Annotated in this window: 17 protein-coding genes; 7 read left to right on the top strand and 10 right to left on the bottom strand. The window is 49.9% G+C overall.

Translation table 11 applies throughout. From position 1 onward, the window contains the following. Nucleotides 1–182: 182 nt before the first annotated feature. On the top strand, nucleotides 183–1,865 hold the full coding sequence (locus EP073_RS02030) for a methyl-accepting chemotaxis protein (RefSeq protein WP_128465503.1): 1,683 nt from the start codon (nucleotides 183–185) through the stop codon (nucleotides 1,863–1,865). Nucleotides 1,866–2,001: 136 nt separating this feature from the next. On the opposite strand, the gene EP073_RS02025 is transcribed toward EP073_RS02030, so the two are convergent. Continuing rightward, nucleotides 2,002–3,087 carry a branched-chain amino acid aminotransferase gene (locus tag EP073_RS02025; protein ID WP_128465502.1) on the bottom strand — a complete coding sequence of 362 codons (1,086 nt, stop codon included), beginning with the start codon at nucleotides 3,085–3,087 and terminating at the stop codon, nucleotides 2,002–2,004. A 253-nt stretch (nucleotides 3,088–3,340) separates the two neighbouring features. On the opposite strand from EP073_RS02025, the gene EP073_RS02020 reads away from it, so the two are divergent. From EP073_RS02020 to hisD, 3 genes are read left to right on the top strand one after another with little or no spacing between them, the layout of a single operon-like run. Further along, nucleotides 3,341–5,743 carry a DNA polymerase gene (locus tag EP073_RS02020; protein WP_128465501.1) on the top strand — a complete coding sequence of 801 codons (2,403 nt, stop codon included), beginning with the start codon at nucleotides 3,341–3,343 and terminating at the stop codon, nucleotides 5,741–5,743. A gap of 1 nt (nucleotide 5,744) precedes the next feature. Then, nucleotides 5,745–6,803 carry a sensor domain-containing diguanylate cyclase gene (locus tag EP073_RS02015; RefSeq protein WP_128465500.1) on the top strand — a complete coding sequence of 353 codons (1,059 nt, stop codon included), beginning with the start codon at nucleotides 5,745–5,747 and terminating at the stop codon, nucleotides 6,801–6,803. Beyond that, a complete protein-coding gene (gene hisD, locus EP073_RS02010; RefSeq protein WP_128465499.1) occupies nucleotides 6,800–8,071 on the top strand; it encodes a histidinol dehydrogenase in 1,272 nt (423 codons plus the stop codon). Before EP073_RS02015 ends, hisD begins: the two co-directional genes overlap by 4 nt. Before the next feature lie 103 nt (nucleotides 8,072–8,174). Here the strand turns inward: hisD and EP073_RS02005 are convergent, their stop codons facing one another. Then, nucleotides 8,175–8,582 (bottom strand): SoxR reducing system RseC family protein, encoded by a 408-nt coding sequence (locus EP073_RS02005; protein WP_128465498.1) that lies wholly within the window; start codon nucleotides 8,580–8,582, stop codon nucleotides 8,175–8,177. Beyond that, nucleotides 8,582–9,055 (bottom strand): hypothetical protein, encoded by a 474-nt coding sequence (locus EP073_RS02000; RefSeq protein ID WP_128465497.1) that lies wholly within the window; start codon nucleotides 9,053–9,055, stop codon nucleotides 8,582–8,584. The genes EP073_RS02005 and EP073_RS02000 overlap by 1 nt, the downstream gene beginning before the upstream one ends. Nucleotides 9,056–9,173: 118 nt before the next feature. Here EP073_RS02000 and EP073_RS13870 point away from each other — a divergent pair, with 118 nt between their 5' ends. The 3 genes from EP073_RS13870 to EP073_RS01985 are packed head-to-tail and all read left to right on the top strand — an operon-like array spanning nucleotide 9,174 to nucleotide 12,295. Next, a complete protein-coding gene (locus tag EP073_RS13870; protein WP_206617487.1) occupies nucleotides 9,174–10,955 on the top strand; it encodes an ATP-binding protein in 1,782 nt (593 codons plus the stop codon). Continuing rightward, nucleotides 10,955–11,398 carry a response regulator gene (locus tag EP073_RS01990; protein WP_128465496.1) on the top strand — a complete coding sequence of 148 codons (444 nt, stop codon included), beginning with the start codon at nucleotides 10,955–10,957 and terminating at the stop codon, nucleotides 11,396–11,398. Before EP073_RS13870 ends, EP073_RS01990 begins: the two co-directional genes overlap by 1 nt. Before the next feature lie 3 nt (nucleotides 11,399–11,401). Beyond that, nucleotides 11,402–12,295 carry a GGDEF domain-containing response regulator gene (locus EP073_RS01985; protein WP_128465495.1) on the top strand — a complete coding sequence of 298 codons (894 nt, stop codon included), beginning with the start codon at nucleotides 11,402–11,404 and terminating at the stop codon, nucleotides 12,293–12,295. A gap of 39 nt (nucleotides 12,296–12,334) precedes the next feature. Here the strand turns inward: EP073_RS01985 and EP073_RS01980 are convergent, their stop codons facing one another. The 7 genes from EP073_RS01980 to EP073_RS01950 all read right to left on the bottom strand — a co-directional run bounded on the left by EP073_RS01980 (nucleotide 12,335) and on the right by EP073_RS01950 (nucleotide 18,447). After that, the gene (locus EP073_RS01980) at nucleotides 12,335–12,712 is read right to left on the bottom strand and encodes a hypothetical protein (RefSeq protein ID WP_128465494.1); all 378 of its coding nucleotides are present in this window, start codon (nucleotides 12,710–12,712) and stop codon (nucleotides 12,335–12,337) included. 720 nt (nucleotides 12,713–13,432) lie between these two features. Continuing rightward, on the bottom strand, nucleotides 13,433–14,683 hold the full coding sequence (locus EP073_RS01975; protein WP_128465493.1) for an acetate kinase: 1,251 nt from the start codon (nucleotides 14,681–14,683) through the stop codon (nucleotides 13,433–13,435). A 13-nt stretch (nucleotides 14,684–14,696) separates the two neighbouring features. Beyond that, a complete protein-coding gene (pta, locus tag EP073_RS01970; RefSeq protein ID WP_128465492.1) occupies nucleotides 14,697–15,686 on the bottom strand; it encodes a phosphate acetyltransferase in 990 nt (329 codons plus the stop codon). 191 nt (nucleotides 15,687–15,877) lie between these two features. Next, nucleotides 15,878–16,426 (bottom strand): 2-oxoacid:ferredoxin oxidoreductase subunit gamma family protein, encoded by a 549-nt coding sequence (locus EP073_RS01965; RefSeq protein ID WP_128465491.1) that lies wholly within the window; start codon nucleotides 16,424–16,426, stop codon nucleotides 15,878–15,880. Beyond that, a complete protein-coding gene (locus EP073_RS01960) occupies nucleotides 16,423–17,172 on the bottom strand; it encodes a thiamine pyrophosphate-dependent enzyme (protein WP_128465490.1) in 750 nt (249 codons plus the stop codon). The genes EP073_RS01965 and EP073_RS01960 overlap by 4 nt, the downstream gene beginning before the upstream one ends. Before the next feature lie 4 nt (nucleotides 17,173–17,176). Further along, complete coding sequence (vorB, locus tag EP073_RS01955) at nucleotides 17,177–18,226, bottom strand: 3-methyl-2-oxobutanoate dehydrogenase subunit VorB (RefSeq protein ID WP_128465489.1); 1,050 nt, start codon at nucleotides 18,224–18,226, stop codon at nucleotides 17,177–17,179. After that, the gene (locus EP073_RS01950) at nucleotides 18,226–18,447 is read right to left on the bottom strand and encodes a 4Fe-4S dicluster domain-containing protein (RefSeq protein ID WP_128465488.1); all 222 of its coding nucleotides are present in this window, start codon (nucleotides 18,445–18,447) and stop codon (nucleotides 18,226–18,228) included. Before EP073_RS01950 ends, vorB begins: the two co-directional genes overlap by 1 nt. Nucleotides 18,448–18,511: the final 64 nt, after the last annotated feature.

The following is an 18,511-nucleotide window of genomic DNA, read 5'->3' as shown; positions in this document are numbered from 1 at the left end:
TGCGGGGAGGCGTCAGCCTCCCTGTTTCCCGAACGCGTCAGCAGCCCGAAACACTTCTTTTTTTCATGTTAAAACATATTTCTTCCGGTTTTGTAGATTAATAGCCGATTTTATATTAAAATTAGTTACTTATAAGTACCAGATCCAAGGACTTATTAACTATCAATTCAGGCGGTGTGTGAATGTTTAATTTGAAGATCGGCTCAAAGATTCTGTTTACGGCGGTGATTCCCGTTATCCTGCTGTCGGTTATACTTGCCGTTATAAGCATCGGCAATATCCGTAAAATGGGAAATGAAGAGATCAGACTTATTGAAACCACAATGATGAACCTTAAAAAAGCAGAACTGAGCAATTATATCGACCTTGCCAATACATCAGTAAAACATATCCTTCAGGATTCCTCTCTTTCCCGTGAGGAAGCCCAAAATCAGGCGAAAGAGACCGTCAGGCAGCTTTTCTACGGCGCTGACGGCTACTACTTCATCTATACATACGAAGGGATTAACGTGCTCCTGCCTCCCAGCCCGCAGAGGGAAGGAACAAGCATGTGGGATGTGCAGGATAAGGAAGGGCTCTATCTTGTCCGTGAGCTCGTGAAACAGGCTCAGAACGGCGGCGGCTACCTTGTTTATATGTGGGATAAGCCTTCGGAAAAAACAGTGGCGAAAAAACTCTCATACTCTGTTCCCATGGCTGACTGGGGATGGGCGCTCGGAACAGGCTTCTACATTGATGATATTGACAAGGAAGTTGCCAAAATCAGAGAAGGAATCTCCAAGGAGATAGGCGCGGTTGTCTTCAAGTTTATCCTGATAACACTCATCTGCATCGGCATAATAACGGCTATCGCCATTTATGTGTCAAAAAGAATCTCGAATAACATACGTTCCGTCTCTGCATCGCTTAAGGAAATAGCCGAAGGCGAAGGCGATCTCACAAAGGCTATACAGGTAACCACTGAAGACGAAGTCGGAGAGCTGAGCCGCTATTTCAACCAATTCATCAGCAAACTGCGGGATATTATTCAGACAGTGATGCTGAACGCTGATTCAGTCGCCTCAAGCAGTACGGAGCTCGCTGCCTCAACAGAAGAACTCTCCACCACAATGAACGATCAGGCATCGCAGATTTCCGGCGTGGCAAGCGCCACAGAGCAGATGACGGCATCGGCTGCGGAGGTTTCCGGCTCAATTAACGAGGGCAGAAACAACATAGAGGATACAAATGCCCTCACCATGCAGGGGAATAAAAAGCTTCAGGAAGCTGTTAACGAAATGATTGTGATAAAAGGCAATGTTGAGGCTCTCGGACAGACCATTGAGGGTCTTCTGGCATCATCCTCAAGAATCGGCGATATTCTCAACGTTATCACAGATATAGCAGATCAGACAAATCTTCTGGCACTGAACGCCGCTATTGAAGCCGCCAGAGCCGGAGAACACGGACGGGGCTTCGCTGTGGTCGCGGACGAGGTTCGCAAGCTGGCAGAACGCACCCAGACATCAACAGGGGAAATCTCATCAATCATAAAGAACCTCCAGAAGGAAGCCAAACTCGCCTCCACCGAAATGAACAACGCCAAGGACAAGGTCGAAGGCGGAGTCGAAATCATCAACGACACCAAATCAACCTTTGAGAACATTGTTTTGGCAGTGGATACGATGAGCAGGGTTAACGGAATCATTCAGTCTGCGGTGGAAGAACAGGTTGGAGCGATTCATAACATTAATGAAAGCACACAGATGATCGCCTCAGGTGTTGAGGAAAGCTCATCAGCGCTTCAGGAAGTGGCATCCACCATCTCAAGCCTCCAGATTCAGGCGGACGAGCTGAAAATGCTGGTGAATAAGTTTAAAATATAAAACAGAAAGCAGGGAATTGCTTCATTAAAGATTGTAATGACAGTAAGTTATGAGAAAGGCGGGGGTCTAAACCCCGCCTTATTTATTGTTTGTCTTTAACAGCGATGATCTCCCCCATTTAACAAAGGGGATTTTCTCAGTATCTCTCAACCTTTCTCAGCCAGCCGGCGGGAGCCTTTACCCTGCCGGTCTGTATTCCTGTGTAGTATTCGTAAATTGATTTGCTGACGCTGCCTATTCTGCCGTCGCCGACCTTAAGCTCACGCCCGTCCTCAAAAATGTATGTGCCCACGGGAGAAACAACTGCGGCAGTCCCGAAGCCTCCGGCTTCCGTTATATCCCCGTTTTCAATACCTTTTATGAAGTCGTCTATCTTTATTCTCTGCTGTATGACCTTGCGCCCCAGCTCCTTCTCAAGCTCAATGACCGATTCGGAGGTTATGGCGCGGAGGATGGATTCCGTAAACTCGGGGATAACCACAGTGCCGTCCTTCATGACATGGTAGTGATTCATGGCGCCGCATTCCTCAATGTACGTGTTGGTACAGTCGAGATAAAGCACCTGACTCGCGCCCTTGGAATATGCGTATTCGCCCGCTCTCAGGGAGGCTGCGTAGTTCCCGCCTGTTTTGGATGAACCGGTTCCGCCGGGGGCTGCCCTGTGGAACCGGTCACTGATGAGCAGCTTCACAGGCTCCGTAATCCCTTTGGGATAATACGGACCGCTGGGGGAGAGGATAACAGCGTATGTGAAGGTTTTGCTGGGCTTAACGCCGAGCATGTCTTCCGTACCGAACATAAACGGGCGGATGTACAGAGAAGCCCCCTCCTGAATGGGAAACCATTTCCTGTCCACATCGATAAGCCTCTGGATTCCTTCTATCTGAAGATCCTCGTCTATTTTCGGCATGCAGACCGTTTCAGCGGAGATGTTCATTCTCTTAGCGTTTTTGTCTATGCGGAAGGAGTAAATCTCCCCGTCCGGGTGCATGAAGGCTTTTGCGCCTTCAAAAATTTCCTGTGAATAATGAAGCGCAGTGGCGCCGGGGGCTATGCTGAAGTTGGCGTAAGGAACAATTCTTGCTTCTTTCCAGACTCCGTCCGCATAGTCGACCACAAACATATGGTCTGTGCGGAGCTGTCCGAAAGGCAGCGGCTTTTCGGGCTTAAAAACATCCTGACGTCTTTCCGATTGGGGTTTCAGTTTCAATTCGATTTTCATCCTAACACCTTCTATATTGCCGCTGAAAAAACGGCAGAATCGGCATGCTCAGCATCTGTTTCCGAATTTTTCGTAAACAAACGCCCCGCAAACCGGTACAGTTTACATATAAAAACCGCTATACAGTTTAGCCACCCTAGATTAATTTAAGAATAACGGAACAAGTGAGCTCTGTCAAGGGGATAAAACCGTATACAAGAAACCTAATTTATCATAAAATAACTGAATACGTATATAAAATCGCAGGTATTGAATGAAATTAGTAATCGACGGCAACTACATAGCATACAGGGCGTTTTACGCCACACGCCCCCTGACCAACAGCAAGGGATTCCCCACTGCCGTGATCCACGGGTTTTTCCAGTTCCTCATGTCAATGAAAGATAAACTCGGTCCCGAAGAAATATACGTTGTGTTTGACTCCAAGGAAAAAACCAAGCGGCACGAAATGCACGCGGATTATAAGGCAACCCGTGAATCCATGCCGGAGGACATGATACCCCAGCTTGAAGCTCTCAAAGGGATGATTCCGCTGATGGGTATACCTGTCCTCTGTATTAACGGCTATGAGGCGGACGACACCATAAACACCCTAGCTCTCACCCTTGAAGGCGAAGTTTACATAGCCACCAAGGACAAAGACCTCCACCAGCTTGTCAACGGCAAGGTGAAGATACTCGACCTCTCAACGAACACTCCTATGGGCTCAGCGGAGGTCACCGAAAAATTCGGACTGCCCCCTGAAAAAATACTCGATATGCTCGCCCTCAGCGGCGACGCGTCGGACAACATACCCGGAGTCGCCGGAGTGGGGGAGAAAACCGCCCAGAAACTTCTGGCGGAGTTCGGAACCCTCGAAGGCGTTTACGAAAACATAGACAAAGTCAAGGGCAAGCTGAAGGAAAAACTTGGAACCGACAAGGAAAAAGCGTTTTTCAGCCGTGAGCTCGCCACATTGCAGTTCATAGATAATCTGGACATGTCCGCACCGGAAAGGGACGACGACGCCCTTGAGAAAAAGCTCCGTGACCTTGAGATGAACTCCGTTCTCCGCAGACTCTTCGGTGAAGGCTCGGCAAAGCCCAACATCCCCGCCCCAGCCACGGAAAAGCAGCCATTCGGCAGCGACTTCACAGTAATCGCAAGCATAAACGGCGAAATATGGATGCAGGAAAACGGGCAGGAACCGGAAGTAAAAAAGCCCGAAGCAATACCGCAGGACGCTGTTCTGTATGACCTCAAGCACATATACAAGGAAACGGGGCTCAAACCCGAAAACCCCAGAGACATAATGCTGATAAGCTGGATGAATGAACCTGATCAGGGCGGTCTGCGCCGGATGAAGGATGAGCAGGCTGAGGATTTTATCACCCGTGTGAGACAGTCGGCGGCGGACGAGATTGAAAACCTTGAAAAGAACAACCTGAAAAAGCTCTATGAAGAGATGGAGATCGAAACCTCCTACGCTCTCGCAGAGATGGAGAAAAAGGGCATTAAGCTTGACCCCGAGCGAATCCGTCAGGTGGCGAAAATCCTTGAGACTGAGCTTATCCAGCTCCAGAACTCGCTGATAAACGCCGTTGGGCACGACATTAATCTCAACTCCCCCAAGCAGCTTTCCTCCTTTCTTTATGATGAGCTTGGAATAAAAGCGGTGAAGAAGACCAAAACCGGATTTTCCACATCCGAAGAAGCGCTTCGGGATCTCCTGATTTTCAATCCCGACCACTCCGAAGTGATACTGAACATTCTGCGCCACAGAGAGCTGAGCAAGCTGCTCTCCACATACACATACACCCTGATAAATTTCATAGACCCGCGCACCAAGCGCATACACACCGAGTTCAAGCAGACGGGAACCGCAACGGGAAGGCTCTCCTCCACTGCGCCGAACATGCAGAATATTCCCCAGAAGGGCGAATTCGCAAAGGCGATCCGCTCCGCCTTCATTACGGAGGACGGGTATGTTTTCGTCTCCTTCGACTACTCTCAGATAGAGCTGCGCATCCTAGCCCACCTCACGGGGGATGCCGCCCTTGTGGACGCTTATTCCAAAGGGCTGGACATCCACACCCAGACCGCCTCGAAGGTGTTCGACGTGCCGGAGAGCGAAGTGGACTCAGGCATGCGCCGCATGGCGAAGGCTGTAAACTTCGGCATAATCTACGGGCTATCCGCATACGGGCTCTCACGTGACACGGGCGTAAATCCCAAAGATGCGCAGATCTTCATAGATAAATACTTCGCCACGTACAGCGGCGTGAAAAAATTTATAGCCGAGACCATTGAGGAAGCGAAGAAAAACGGCTTCGCAAAAACTATTTTCGGACGAAAAAGATTTATAGCCGACATAAAAAGCAGGAACAGAACCGTAGCCATGAAGGGCGAGCGTGTGGCTGTGAATACCCAGATGCAGGGCTCCGCCGCGGACATAATCAAGGTGGCGATGCTTAACTGCGATAAATATATTAAGGAAAACGGACTGGACGCGCATCTGATCCTTCAGCTTCACGATGAGCTTGTATTTGAGGTTAAGGAAGAAATAGCGGAAAGCTTCGCGCCGGAAGTAAAAAGAATCATGGAAAGCGCCGCCTCTCTGCGTGTTCCGCTTTCAGTGAACGGTTCTGTCGGTAAAAATCTCGGGGAGCTTAAGTAGGATGGGAAGACTCGACACTGTAATCAGGGAAAACAGAGACCTGAAGGACGAACTTGAAAAACTCATTACAATTGTGAGGGAAAACGAGGCGAAGCACGGCGGATTCAGGATAGTGGAATACGCCTTTCTTCTGTCAAGCTCTCTGGCGGAGATCACAGAAAAGCCGCTTTCATATCTTTCTGAAATTTTTGATATTGACCGTGCCGTGCTGTTTCTCAACTCGGATGTTCTGGATTTTGAGCGCAAAACGGACAACCTTGCGGATAAAATATTCTTTCATCCGGAGAAGATATTCAAATACTTCTTTCTGGAAAAACGCCCCTACTCAGGCAAGGACACGATGAATATAATAAGCGAGTTCAGAGTTGAGGAAGAGATAGGCTCTTACCTCATAGCCCCCATCACTGAAAACGGGAAAATAATCGCTGCTCTGGCGCTTTTCAGCAGAGATCCGGAAAGATTTGAGGATTCAGGCTCAATGGACTTTGTGAAGGAGCTTTCCTTCGTTGTGATGGTTGCCCTGAAAAAGCTTCATAACACAGAAATAATCTACAGGCAGGCACGAACGGACTTCCTCACCGGAGTTTACAATAAAATGGCGATGGCGGAGCTCATAGGCGCCCAGATTAACCGACATCAGAGATACGGCAAAGGCTTTTACTTCATCATGGCGGATATAGACAATTTCAAGGCAGTGAATGATAAGGAAGGGCATCTTGTGGGCGATAACCTTCTTGTGGATCTATGCAGAGGATTCAGGGAAAAGCTCCGTGCCAGCGACATTCTAGGGCGCTTCGGCGGGGACGAGTTCTTCATAATAATCCCCGAAGATGACAAAGTCGACATAAAAGCGGTCTGCGCCAAGCTGACCGGTGTGGCTTCTCAGGTCTTTGAGAAGACAGGCTATGCGGGAATCGCCGGGATAAGCGGCGGGGTCGTGGCGGTTCCGAAGGATTTCCCCGAAGGCGCGGAGAGTGTGGGCATAGTAAAGCTTGCCGATTCAAGGCTTTATGAGAGTAAAAAGAACGGAAAAAACAGATTTACTGGAATAGAATCATGATAATAAAAAGAAATGACGAAAAACTTAAAATAATTTTAGGAAGAGGCGAATCCTTCAACGAACAATACATGGACACTGTGCTTTCCATCATCAACCGGATCAGAAAGGAAGGGGACACTGCTCTTTTTGAGCTCACGAAAAAGTTTGACCGCTTTGACTGCGAAAAGGTGGAGATCACCCGCAAAGAGATGGAAAAAGCGTACAAAAATCTTGACCCGAAGCTGAAAAAGGCTCTGGAAAAAGCGAAAGACAATATTGTCTCCTTCCACGAAAAGCAGCTTGAAAAAACATGGATCTACGAAAAAAGCGAAGGCACCTTCCTAGGTCAGAAAATTACACCGCTGGAAAGGGTCGGTGTATATGTTCCGGGCGGGAAGGCGGTTTACCCCACCAGTGTTATGATGAACACGCTGCCCGCAAAGGTTGCCGGAGTGAAAGAGATAATAATGACCACACCCGCCACAGGAGGCGAGGTTAACCCTGTTGTTCTCGCCGCCGCATATATCGCCGGTGTTGACAGAGGGTTCAAAGTAGGCGGCGCTCAGGCGATCGCGGCTCTCGCTTACGGAACAGCGACAGTGCCGAAGGTCGACAAGATCGTCGGTCCCGGCAATATTTATGTGGCGCTTGCCAAAAAGCTTGTCTTCGGGCAGGTAGACATAGACATGATAGCGGGACCCAGCGAAGTTCTTATAATCGCTGATAAATCCGCAAAGGCGAAATACATAGCCGCAGATATGCTCTCACAGGCGGAACACGATGAGCTTGCCAGCGCAGTCGCCGTCACCGACAATAAAAAGCTTGCTGAAAAGATAAAAGAAGAGCTTGAAAAACAGCTTGAAGCGCTCCCAAAAAAAGATATTGCCAAGAAGTCTCTGGATAACTACGGGGCGGTCATTCTTGTGAAAGATATGGATGAGGCATGCGAAGTCGCAAACGTAATAGCACCTGAACACCTTGAACTCTATGTGGAAAGCCCGATGGAGATGATGCTTAAAATCAGAAACGCAGGGGCTATCTTCCTCGGGGAAAACACCCCCGAAGCAGTGGGCGATTATATAGCCGGACCCAATCACGTGCTCCCCACGGGAGGAACAGCCCGCTTCTTCTCGCCGCTGGGCGTTTACGACTTCATAAAACGCTCAAGCATACTCTATTACTCCAAAAAACAGCTTGAGGAAGACATGGAAGACATAATCACTCTCGCCGAACACGAAGAGCTCATTGCGCACCGGAACTCAGCTTCCGTGAGACAGAAGAAAAGATAAGGCTGTTTACGCCACTGCGGGGAGTTAAAACGGTGAAGCAGTCTCTGAATATACAGGAAGATTGCTTCACTTCGTCCGCAATGACTCAGCAGCCTCCGCAGAATTACCTTATTTTGTACCTTGTGCGGCTGCCGTTTTTGAGAAACAGACGCAGCACGGGGAAATAAACAGCGGGCACAGCAAGAGTGAGAACAGCTGTAAGCAGTTCCGAAAAACCCATCGAACCGGCAGCAACAGCGGCAGTAAGCATAAGCGCCACGGGAGCGATATACACCAGCCCCACGGAACGGTAAAACTCGCTTCTGGAGATCTCCACCGTCACCTCATCCCCTTTTTTCAGTCTGCGGGGGCTTTTCAGGCGCACCAGCAGGGAACCGCTTTCGGTCATGCCACAGGCGCCCTTCTCCTTGCAGCCGCCGCAGGCTCCGCTTCTGGCTATCTCAATGAGAGCTCCGCTTCCCGTATCCTCTTCAATGACAAGTCCCTTGTGAGTTATGCCCTGCGCCGGCATCAGTCATCCTCATCCGGCAGAGATGTAAAGCGTTCTCTCATGTGCTTTTTCCACTTAGCATATGTCGGTCTGTTCAGGATAATATGCAGGAGGCAGATGTTGAAAAACAAAAAGAAATATCTTATATCGCCTGACATTACATAGATTATCACGCCGAAAAAAGCCGAAATCTCCCCTATTCCGAGATTGATCAGTGTTGAGAAGTACAGTCTTTTCAGAAGACCGTCTCCGGTTTTCGCGTTCTTTACAGCGTGTTTTTCAACCTCTCTCGCAAGGGGAAACGAAACAACCGACAGGGCGACAAAAACAAAACCGGTCTGTCTGACCGTATCGGGAGAAAGATAAAGAAAAATATTCCAGTCAAAAACTTTGGAGAGTCCGGCGAAAACAAGATAAATAAACACGCCCGGAAACATCGCCTTGGTTATCATCATAGCCTTGTGGAAATATCCGCTCTCGTCAATTCTGCTCATTTACACTCCGTATGTATAGCTTACGAGTTTAATCCCCGAGGCATAAGCTGTCAAGGGAGTTGAATTGTTGCGCCCTTCTGTGCTAGATTCAGCCAGTGAAAGGAGGGAATTACCGCATATGGCAATAGGTATTTCAGGACTGCGGGGCAGACTGCTTCTTCTGGTGCTCTTCGCGGTAATTCCGGCTCTCGGTGTTCTGCTGTTTACGGCATTTTCAGAGATCCGCTACGAAATGGACAGAGCGCTTAAGGATGCCCACCGCTTCGCTAAATACGCTGCGGAGCACAATAACAGCGCCATGAACGGGACGAAGCATCTTCTTCTCGGGCTCTCCCGCATTCCCCAGATAAGGGATATGGACGCGCCCTCCTGCGAGAGGATCTTCACCGATCTTATAGACGTGTACCCCTCATACGAAAACCTTCTGCTTGTGGACAGAAGCGGTTCAATCATCTGTTCCGGCAGACCGCTCACCATAACCCGCATTCCCACAAACACCGAGTGGTTCACTAAATCCGTCTCGGACGGTTCATTCTACTTCGGTTCATACAGGCTCGGGCTCGTGACCGGAGCCACGGAATTCAGCCTATCCTACCCCGTCGAAACAGACGGAGCAATCACGGGGGTTCTCTCCGCGACATTCAACCTCTCATGGTTCCGTTCCATAGCCGCCGGTTCCCAGCTTCCCGAAGGCACGACACTGACTGTTCTTGATAACTCCGGAAAAATCCTCGCCATGTACCCCGATGCGGGTGACTGGATAGGACGGAGCATAGGAAGATCAAAAGCCGTGGAGCTGATGCAGAGCAACAATGACGGCATGTTCCGCGCAGTCGGGCTTGACGGCGAAAAGCGCCTGTTCGGCTTCACAACAATGACAGGGCAGGGAACAAACCTCCGTCTCATGGTGGGTATACCGGAAAAGCTCGCCATGGAGCCCGTAAAAAAGGTATTCTTTTATATAGGCGTGTGGATTGTTTTCAGCACCATAGTGCTGATCACTGCTTGGGTCGCGGGCAGTCTGTTTGCCCTGAGCAAGATAAACCGTCTCGCCAATGTGACAAAGGAGCTCAGTACAGGTGACCTCAGCGTCCGCACCGGGATAAGATACGGAAGAGGCGAACTCGGACAGCTCGCAAAAGCCTTCGACTCCATGGCGGAAGCCTTGCAGGAGCGGGACAGGGAACTTGCGGCGAGAACGGCGGAGCTGGAGCGCTCCAACGAAGAGCTTGAGCAGTTCGCGTATATCGCGAGCCATGATCTTCAGGAGCCTCTGCGCATGATCTCAAGCTATACCCAGCTTCTCGCCAAACGCTACAAGGACAAGCTGGACGAGGACGCCACAGAGTTCATTAACTACGCCGTGGACGGCGCAAACCGCATGCAGGTTCTGATTAATGACCTGCTCAGCTACTCCCGGGTGGGAACCAAAGGGGAAGAATTCAGCCATGTTGATTTAAACGGCGTGCTCGACATTGTGAAGGCAAACCTCAAAGGGGTTATCGAAGAATCAGGAGCCGTGATAAAATACAGTAAGCTTCCCACTGTTCTGGCGGACAATTCGCAGATGCTCCAGCTTTTCCAGAACCTGACCGGAAACGCAATCAAGTTCCGCAGGGAAGGAGTAAAACCTGAAATTGAAATAAGTGCCAAAAAAGAAGGCAATATGTTCAGGTTTATGGTAAAAGATAACGGTATAGGCATAGATAAAAAATATCTGGACAGAATTTTTGTAATATTCCAGAGACTTCACACTAAAGAGGAATTCCCCGGAACAGGCATTGGGCTTGCCATATGCAAAAAGATAGTCGAACGCCACGGCGGTGAAATCTCCGTGGAATCAGCCGAGGGCAAGGGCTCCGACTTTATCTTCACTTTGCAGGGAAAAGGGCGTGAATAATGGGGCTGCAAAGAAATGTGCCTTTTGAGATACTCCTTGTGGAGGACAACGCAGGGGATGCCCGCCTTCTGAAGGAAGCCTTCAGGGATATTGAGACCCCGTGCGGCATAAGCGTGGTGAAGGACGGGGTGGATGCCCTGCGCTTCCTTTACAGACAGGATGAGTTTTTCAGTTCACCCAGACCGGATCTTATTCTTCTCGATCTCAACCTGCCCCGCAAGGATGGCAGGGAAGTATTGGCAGAGATAAAAAAGAACGAAAGTGTGAAAAGTATTCCGGTAATTGTACTTACGACTTCTTCATCCGATAAGGATATACAGACCGCTTACGGGCTGCACGCTAACTCATACATCAAAAAACCGGTTGATCTGGACGAATTTGAGCATGTCGTCAAAACGATAGAGCAATTCTGGCTCAGGCTTGCTTTCCTGCCGGAAGGGTGATTTATGGACAAAGAGACGCATTTGAACGTTCTGATAGTGGAGGATAACCCGGGGGATGCCCGTCTTATCGAAATAATGCTCCACGACTCCCCGCAGTTTGATTTCCGCTGTAAGAAGACGGACAGGCTTTCCTATGCCCTTGAGATACTCGCCGCCGCGCATTTTGATGTGATACTCCTTGACCTTGCCCTGCCGGACAGTTTCGGACTTGAAACCTTCATAAAAGCCCGTGAGTCCACACCGAAAACGCCCATTGTGGTGCTGACGGGAAATGATGATGAAACCATAGCCCTCTCCGCCGTGCGTGAAGGCGCTCAGGATTATATAGTCAAGGGTCAGTTTGATGAAAAACAGCTCGTGCGGGCGATAAACTACGCCATCGAACGCCAGAAGACCGTCCTGCACCTGCATAAAATGTCCTTCAAGGATGAGCTGACAGGGCTCAACAACAGGCGGGGCTTCATGATCAAAGCCGATGAACTGCTGAAAATCAGCAGGCGGGGTACGGGTGTTTTCACCATATATTTCATCGATCTGGACGGGATGAAGCACATTAACGACAATCTCGGTCACTCCGAAGGGGACAAGGCTCTCATAGACATGGCGGACATAATGCGCAAGTCCTTCAGAGAATCCGACATAACTGCGCGCCTCGGCGGAGATGAGTTCGCGGCGGCGGTAATCCTTGAGGAACAGACAGACGCAGGCACGGTGAGAAGCAGACTCGGCGAAAAAATAAGCAGGCTTAACGACTCCGAAATACGCTCGTATAAGCTTTCTGCGAGTATAGGCTGGGCATTCTGCAATGATAAAGTCTCGGGGCTGGAAGAACTGCTGAACATGGCGGACGAAGTCATGTACGCTGAAAAGAAGAAAAGGAAAAATCCGGTTTCATAAAAAGAAAACCCCGCTTTTTTTATAAGCAGGGTTCCGGTTCTATCTTGACACAGCGGCAGCCATCACCACATATTCGGGTATGTCCACTCCGTTTTCCTCTGTATCTTCTATGTACTCAATATCGAAAAGATCATCAAGATTGAGATATTCGTCTTTCTCACGGCTTAAGCCAATACCGTAGCCTTCGTGAACATTTTCCATGAACCAGTCAAAGGAGAGGGTATCGTCAAAAAGAAAATCCAGCTTCTCCGCTATAAGCTTCAGCCCGCCGTTTTCCACGACATAAGGATCTTCGGTGGTGCCTACTATGCGCATAGCTTCACTGCGTTCTTCTATATGCACGGCAAGCTTGCCGATCACAGCCTCGACCCTTAACTTTTCCTGCTCCTGCAGGGCAATTTCCAAGCGTTTCATCATCGCACCCTCCAGTTTATTTTATTATACCATACCTATCGGCTCATTCGGCAGGGTTAACGAGAAATATTTAAACTATTTCCGTAAGCGGTTTTCCTAAGATCCGATGAAATCAGGTTTTATGAGATTTTTGATATTGCGCTCCCCTTATCAAAAATTCAAAATCCCAATCTTTGTGTTTTCAGGTTCTGATATGTGCTGCTTAAAAGATGTGCCATGAAAAAATAAAATTCAAGTGAAATTAGAAAAGTTTTATTATTAGCAAACTAAAGGAAAAGAAGGATGTTTCTACCGGTGCCTCTGATTCCTGCGATAGCGGAGAAATTGCTTCACCCTTCGGGTCCGCAATGACGTCAGAACGTTTTATGAAATTAAACCGCACCGCAGGATGCAGGTGCGGCGATTATTATCACCATTATTATACTCCGCATTGTCTTGACAGCCCCATGGATGGGGCTGCGCCGTGCGGAGCGAAGGACGGCTAAGCCGTCTGCGAGCGTGTGTCCAAAATTTCCAAGGATGGTAAATTTTGGATATAAAGACAAGATGCTGCGCCGTGCGGAGCGAAGGACGGCTAAGCCGTCCGCGAGCGTGTGTCCAAAATTTCCAAGGATGGTAAATTTTGGATATAAAGACAAGATGCTGCGCCGTGCGGAGCGAAGGCTTGCTTTGCAAGCCGCGAGCGGTTTCAGCCGCACCGCAGGACGCGGGTGCGGCGATTATTTATTTAAGAAACGAATACTCATACTCCGTATGGTCTTTGTAGGTTCCGTTGAGTATAGCCACAACATCCTCCACGAAAACGAGTTCCTCGTTGGTGGGGATGACGAAGACTTTAACCTTTGACTCAGGCGTTGAAATCTCTGTCTCACCGTGCTTGGAAAAGGTGGAGAGGTTTTTCTGCTCATCAACGATGATACCCATATCCTCAAGCCCTTCCAGAGCCTTCTGACGGATTATACCTGCGTTTTCGCCCACGCCGGCGGTAAAGACTATGGCATCCAGCCTTCCGAGAACAGCATAGTAAGTCCCTATGTATTTCTTAAGTCTGTAGGCTTCCATATCTATGGCGAGGCGGCATCTGTCCTTGCTGTCGGGGAAGTTGCACTGGAGAATATCCCTTCTGTCGGTGTATTTGCCGCTTATGCCCAGCATACCGGACTTTTTATTAAGAATCGTGTCCATCTTGCGGTAGTCTATATCAAGCTGCCCCTGCATAAAAAGCGGGATCGCTGGGTCAATATCCCCGCATCTGGTTCCCATTATGGCGCCTTCAAGAGGCGTGAGCCCCATTGAAGTGTCAACGGACACACCGTTTTTGATCGCCGTATGTGAAACACCGTTGCCGATGTGCATGGTTATGATATTGCATTCCTTGGAGCTTTTGCCGAGGAGAGACGCTGCCCGCTTGGACACGTAAAGATGGCTTGTGCCGTGGAAACCGTAGCGTCTTACGCCGTAATGCTCATGCCACTCATAGGGTACAGCGTACATATATGCGTAGTCGGGCATTGTCTGGTGGAAGGCGGTATCAAATATAGCCACCTGCGGAACATCCGGCAGGACTTCATATGCTGCTCTTATCCCCGCGAGGTTGGGGGGGTTATGAAGAGGGGCGAGGTGCTGGACATCCTCAATTGTTTTTATGACATCGGCATCGAGCCTTACGCTTCTTTTAAATTTATCTCCTCCGTGGACAACCCTGTGCCCCACTGCGGAGATTTCCTTCATGTTTGAGATAACGCCCGTCTCGGACGCTGTGAGCGTCTTGACGATCAGCTCCACAGCAGTTCCGTGGTCGTGACATTCGTATTCGTCCCTGTAAGTGGGTCTGCCTTCAACTTCGTGAACGATGAACGAGTCGCCTATACCGACACGCTCCACAACACCTTTGGCGATAACCCGTTTGTTATCCCAGTCATAAAGCTGGTACTTGGCGGACGAACTGCCGCAGTTAAGAGCGAGTATAAACATCGGCATTTCCTCCTTAATCAGCCTGAACAGCCGTGATTGCGGCGACGTTCACTATATCCATATATTTGCAGCCGCGGGAAAGATCATTCACAGGCTTTGCCAGCCCCTGAATAACGGGTCCGATGGCTTCGGCGCCTGCGATCCTTTCCACAAGCTTGTAGCCTATGTTTCCTGAATCAAGATTGGGAAAAACAAGCACGTTTGCCTGCCCTGCCACATTGCTTCCCGGAGCTTTTTTCGCGCCCACGGCGGCAAGCAGCGCAGCGTCCGCCTGAAGCTCGCCGTCTATGGCAAGTTCCGGAGCAAGCTCCTTGGCTATTCTGAGAGCCTCAGTCACCTTGTCCACATCCTCATGCTGAGCGCTCCCCTTTGTGGAGAAAGAGAGCAGAGCCACCTTCGGCTCAACCTCAAGAAATGCCCTGCAACTGTCCGCTGTGGCGAGGGCGATCTCCGCCAGTGTCCTTGAATCGGGGTTGGGTATGACCGCACAGTCGGCGAAAAGCACTGCTCCGTCCTTACCGAACTCGGGCTTGGGAGTGACCATGATGAAGCAGCTTGAAACAGTCCTCATCCCTTTTTTGGTGCCGATAACACGGATGGCCGCCCTCAGAACGTCACCGGTGGTGTGACAGGCTCCTGTCACGGCGCCGTCGGCTATGCCTTTCTCCACAAGCATGGAACCGAAGTAAAGCACATCCTTCATGCTTTCTGCGGCTTCCTCTTTTGTCATGCCTTTGGATTTTCTTTTTTCATAATATTCGTCTGTGAACGTCTCAAGGTATTTGCTGGTCTTCGGGTCGATAATTTCGCATTTCACTGCGTAGCCCTTCTGTGCGAAGAGCCCCCTTACTTCCTTCTCGTCCCCCAGAACTATGACCTTGGCGAGTCCGTTTTCAACTATGGCGTTGGCGGCGTCTATTGTCCTTTCATCAGTTCCTTCCGGCAAAACAATTGTCTTGTTTCTGGACTTGGCGATGTCCCAGAACTTATTCATAAGCGACATATCAGAACCTCCGAAAATAGAAAAGTATTTTGTTTTAGTGGATTACATTAAAAAACTCAATAGAAAAGTTTATGAATCTTATACAACCATTGAACAAGCCCGTAAACCTTTGCTGTATAGGGTTTTGCAGTATGCCTGTTTTTAAGCTCCGGAAACAAACAGGGCGTCCCGAAGGACGCCCTGTTTAACCATTAATTTAATTTTTTAATCTCACTGAACCCTTTGGACAGCGCCCGTTCATTCAGAGGTATCAGATCATGATGCTTCTTTGAAAGAGCATTGGGAAGTTCAGCCACAGCCTCCTGAAGACTGAACAGACCGGAAACCGCCAGAAGACCGCCTATCATAACCATATTGGCAACCTTTACATTTCCGAGATCCCTCGCTATGTCTCCGGCATTCAGCCCGAAAAAACCCACATCAGTCCTTGTTACTGCGGAGGGGTCAATAAGCGACGTGTCAAGCACCGCTTTAGCGCCTTTGCGGAAACGGGGCTGGAACTTGTTGAAAGAAGGCATGTTCATTATCAGCCCGTAAGCAGGAGCAGTGACAATGGGAGAGCCTATCTCAAGGTCGGATATGACAACGGTGCAGTTCGCCGTTCCGCCTCTCTGCTCCGCTCCGTAGGATGGGAACCATGTGACATTAAGCCCCTTGTGGGAGGCGATATGGGCGAGCATCATTCCGGCGCTGAGGATGCCCTGCCCGCCGAAGCCCGCCATTACGCTTTCAAAAATCATTTCTCACCCCCGCAGGCATCCCTGAACACGCCCAAAGGGTAGTAAGCCTCCATATCCTTCTCCACAAACTGAACGGCGTCAACCGGAGTCATTCCCCAGTTTGTGGGGCAGGTGGAAAGAACCTCAACGAATGAGAAGCCCCTGTTCTCCTTCTGGTTCTGAAAGGCTTTTTTCACAGCTCTTTTAGCCTTCATTATCTTAGCCGGAGTCGCGGCGCTCACTCTCGCGCTGTAAACCACAGGGTCAAGAGCGCCCATAATCTCCGCCATTCTGAAAGGGGAGCCGTGGGTCGCGCAGTCTCTGCCTGTGGGAGTCGTGGTTGTTTTCTGTCCGGGCAGGGTGGTGGGAGCCATCTGTCCGCCTGTCATACCGTAATTGGCGTTGTTCACGAAGATAACGGTGATCATCTCACCCCTGTTGGCGGCGTGCATAATCTCCGCCATGCCTATGGAGGCAAGGTCGCCGTCGCCCTGATAGCTGAACACTGTGAGGTCGGGTCTTACCCTTTTTATCCCTGTGGCAAGAGCTGGAGCCCTGCCGTGGGGAGCCTCGACTATATCTGTTCTGAAATATTCATACAGAAGAACTCCGCACCCCACAGGGGCGACGCCCACTGTGGTTTCACGAAGCTCAAGCTCGTCCAGAGCCTCGCCCACCAGCCTGTGGATTATACCGTGACTGCATCCGGGGCAGAAGATCGTTGTTTTATCGGTTAAGCTTTCCGGTTTCTGAAAAACTATGCTCATCCGCCTACCCCTGCATCTCTTTAATTTTGGCGGCAATCTCTTCCGGTGAGAAGGACTCCCCGCCCGGGCAGCCCATGAACTCAACGGGAGCAGCGCCCTCAACGGCAACCTTCACGTCAAAGAGCATCTGCCCTGTGTTCATCTCCGCCACGAGAACCTTCTTAGCCTGTTTCGCCGCATCCGCGAGCGCGGCATAGGGGAAGGGGCATATGGTAACTGGACGGAACAGGGCAGCCTTTATCCCCTGCTCCCTGAGCTGGCGGACAGCGGTTTTCGCAACCCTTGCCGCCGTTCCGAAAGCTGTGACAAGCACATCGTAGTCTGTATCTGTAAGCTCATATTTTGTTTCGGCTTCGGCTATTCTCTCAAATTTCGCCGCCAGATTCCAGTTATGCTTCCTCAGCTCGCCTTCCGCAAGCCTCAGCGACATAACCGCTCTGGGTTCTCTGCCCTTTGCGCCGCTTAATCCCCAGCCCTGATCGCCTTTCATCACAGGCTTTTCCTCGGGGAGGAGAACAGGTTCCGCCATTTGTCCCAGTGCACCGTCGCCTAGGATGAACACGGGTATTTTATATTTGTCAGCCACGTCAAAGGCGTTATACGTGAGGTCAACCGCTTCCTGAACAGTGGAGGGAGCGTATACGATCATTTTGTAATCGCCGTTGCCGCCGCCTCTTGTCGCCTGATTATAGTCACCCTGACTGGGACCTATATTGCCGAGACCGGGACCGCCGCGCATTATGTTCACTATGACTGCGGGCACTTCCGCTCCGCACATGTATGAGATCGCTTCCTGCATAAGAGCGATTCCCGGACTTGAGGAGGAGGTCATTACCCTGCATCCGGTAGCCGCCGCTCCGTAGACCATGTTGATCGCCGCCACTTCGCTTTCCGCCTGCACGAAGGCTCTGCCCTTTGCGGGCATGTGGTATGACATATATGCCGTAAATTCGTTCTGGGGGGTGATGGGATAACCGAAATAGCCAGCCAGCCCCGCTCTTACGGACGCTTCGGCTATGGCTTCGTTCCCCTTCATCAGCACTTTTTTATTCATTATTTACCGCCTGAATCCTGTTTCTGAAGGGTGAAAACCACATCGGGACAGACAAGCGCGCAGCTTTTGCAGAGAATACACGCATCCTGATCCGTACACATAATAATATTGTAGCCCATGGAGTTTATATTTTCGGAAAAACGGAGAATCCTCTTCGGACAGACCTGAATGCACAGACCGCACCCTTTGCACTTTTCCCCGTTAATTAGAACCTTAATCATAGTTTTTCCTCCGAGGTGAATGGAAAATTTTAATGGAAAAAAAACATAATGCAACTTAAAAGAG

Origin of the sequence: Geovibrio thiophilus (assembly GCF_004087915.1) — a bacterium.
Lineage (GTDB): Bacteria > Chrysiogenota > Deferribacteres > Deferribacterales > Geovibrionaceae > Geovibrio > Geovibrio thiophilus.
The sequence above is the reverse complement of the archived record's forward strand: the minus strand, read 5'-3'. Positions and strand labels throughout refer to the sequence as shown.

Excerpts from the sequence above, each read along its gene's own strand:
- EP073_RS02030 (WP_128465503.1), top strand. The coding sequence starts at position 183 with ATGTTTAATTTGAAGATCGGCTCAAAGATTCTGTTTACGGCGGTGATT.
- EP073_RS02025 (WP_128465502.1), bottom strand. The coding sequence starts at position 3,087 with ATGAAAATCGAATTGAAACTGAAACCCCAATCGGAAAGACGTCAGGAT.
- EP073_RS02020 (WP_128465501.1), top strand. The coding sequence starts at position 3,341 with ATGAAATTAGTAATCGACGGCAACTACATAGCATACAGGGCGTTTTAC.
- EP073_RS02015 (WP_128465500.1), top strand. The coding sequence starts at position 5,745 with ATGGGAAGACTCGACACTGTAATCAGGGAAAACAGAGACCTGAAGGAC.
- hisD (WP_128465499.1), top strand. The coding sequence starts at position 6,800 with ATGATAATAAAAAGAAATGACGAAAAACTTAAAATAATTTTAGGAAGA.
- EP073_RS02005 (WP_128465498.1), bottom strand. The coding sequence starts at position 8,582 with ATGCCGGCGCAGGGCATAACTCACAAGGGACTTGTCATTGAAGAGGAT.
- EP073_RS02000 (WP_128465497.1), bottom strand. The coding sequence starts at position 9,055 with ATGAGCAGAATTGACGAGAGCGGATATTTCCACAAGGCTATGATGATA.
- EP073_RS13870 (WP_206617487.1), top strand. The coding sequence starts at position 9,174 with ATGGCAATAGGTATTTCAGGACTGCGGGGCAGACTGCTTCTTCTGGTG.
- EP073_RS01990 (WP_128465496.1), top strand. The coding sequence starts at position 10,955 with ATGGGGCTGCAAAGAAATGTGCCTTTTGAGATACTCCTTGTGGAGGAC.
- EP073_RS01985 (WP_128465495.1), top strand. The coding sequence starts at position 11,402 with ATGGACAAAGAGACGCATTTGAACGTTCTGATAGTGGAGGATAACCCG.
- EP073_RS01980 (WP_128465494.1), bottom strand. The coding sequence starts at position 12,712 with ATGATGAAACGCTTGGAAATTGCCCTGCAGGAGCAGGAAAAGTTAAGG.
- EP073_RS01975 (WP_128465493.1), bottom strand. The coding sequence starts at position 14,683 with ATGTTTATACTCGCTCTTAACTGCGGCAGTTCGTCCGCCAAGTACCAG.
- pta (WP_128465492.1), bottom strand. The coding sequence starts at position 15,686 with ATGTCGCTTATGAATAAGTTCTGGGACATCGCCAAGTCCAGAAACAAG.
- EP073_RS01965 (WP_128465491.1), bottom strand. The coding sequence starts at position 16,426 with ATGATTTTTGAAAGCGTAATGGCGGGCTTCGGCGGGCAGGGCATCCTC.
- EP073_RS01960 (WP_128465490.1), bottom strand. The coding sequence starts at position 17,172 with ATGAGCATAGTTTTTCAGAAACCGGAAAGCTTAACCGATAAAACAACG.
- vorB (WP_128465489.1), bottom strand. The coding sequence starts at position 18,226 with ATGAATAAAAAAGTGCTGATGAAGGGGAACGAAGCCATAGCCGAAGCG.
- EP073_RS01950 (WP_128465488.1), bottom strand. The coding sequence starts at position 18,447 with ATGATTAAGGTTCTAATTAACGGGGAAAAGTGCAAAGGGTGCGGTCTG.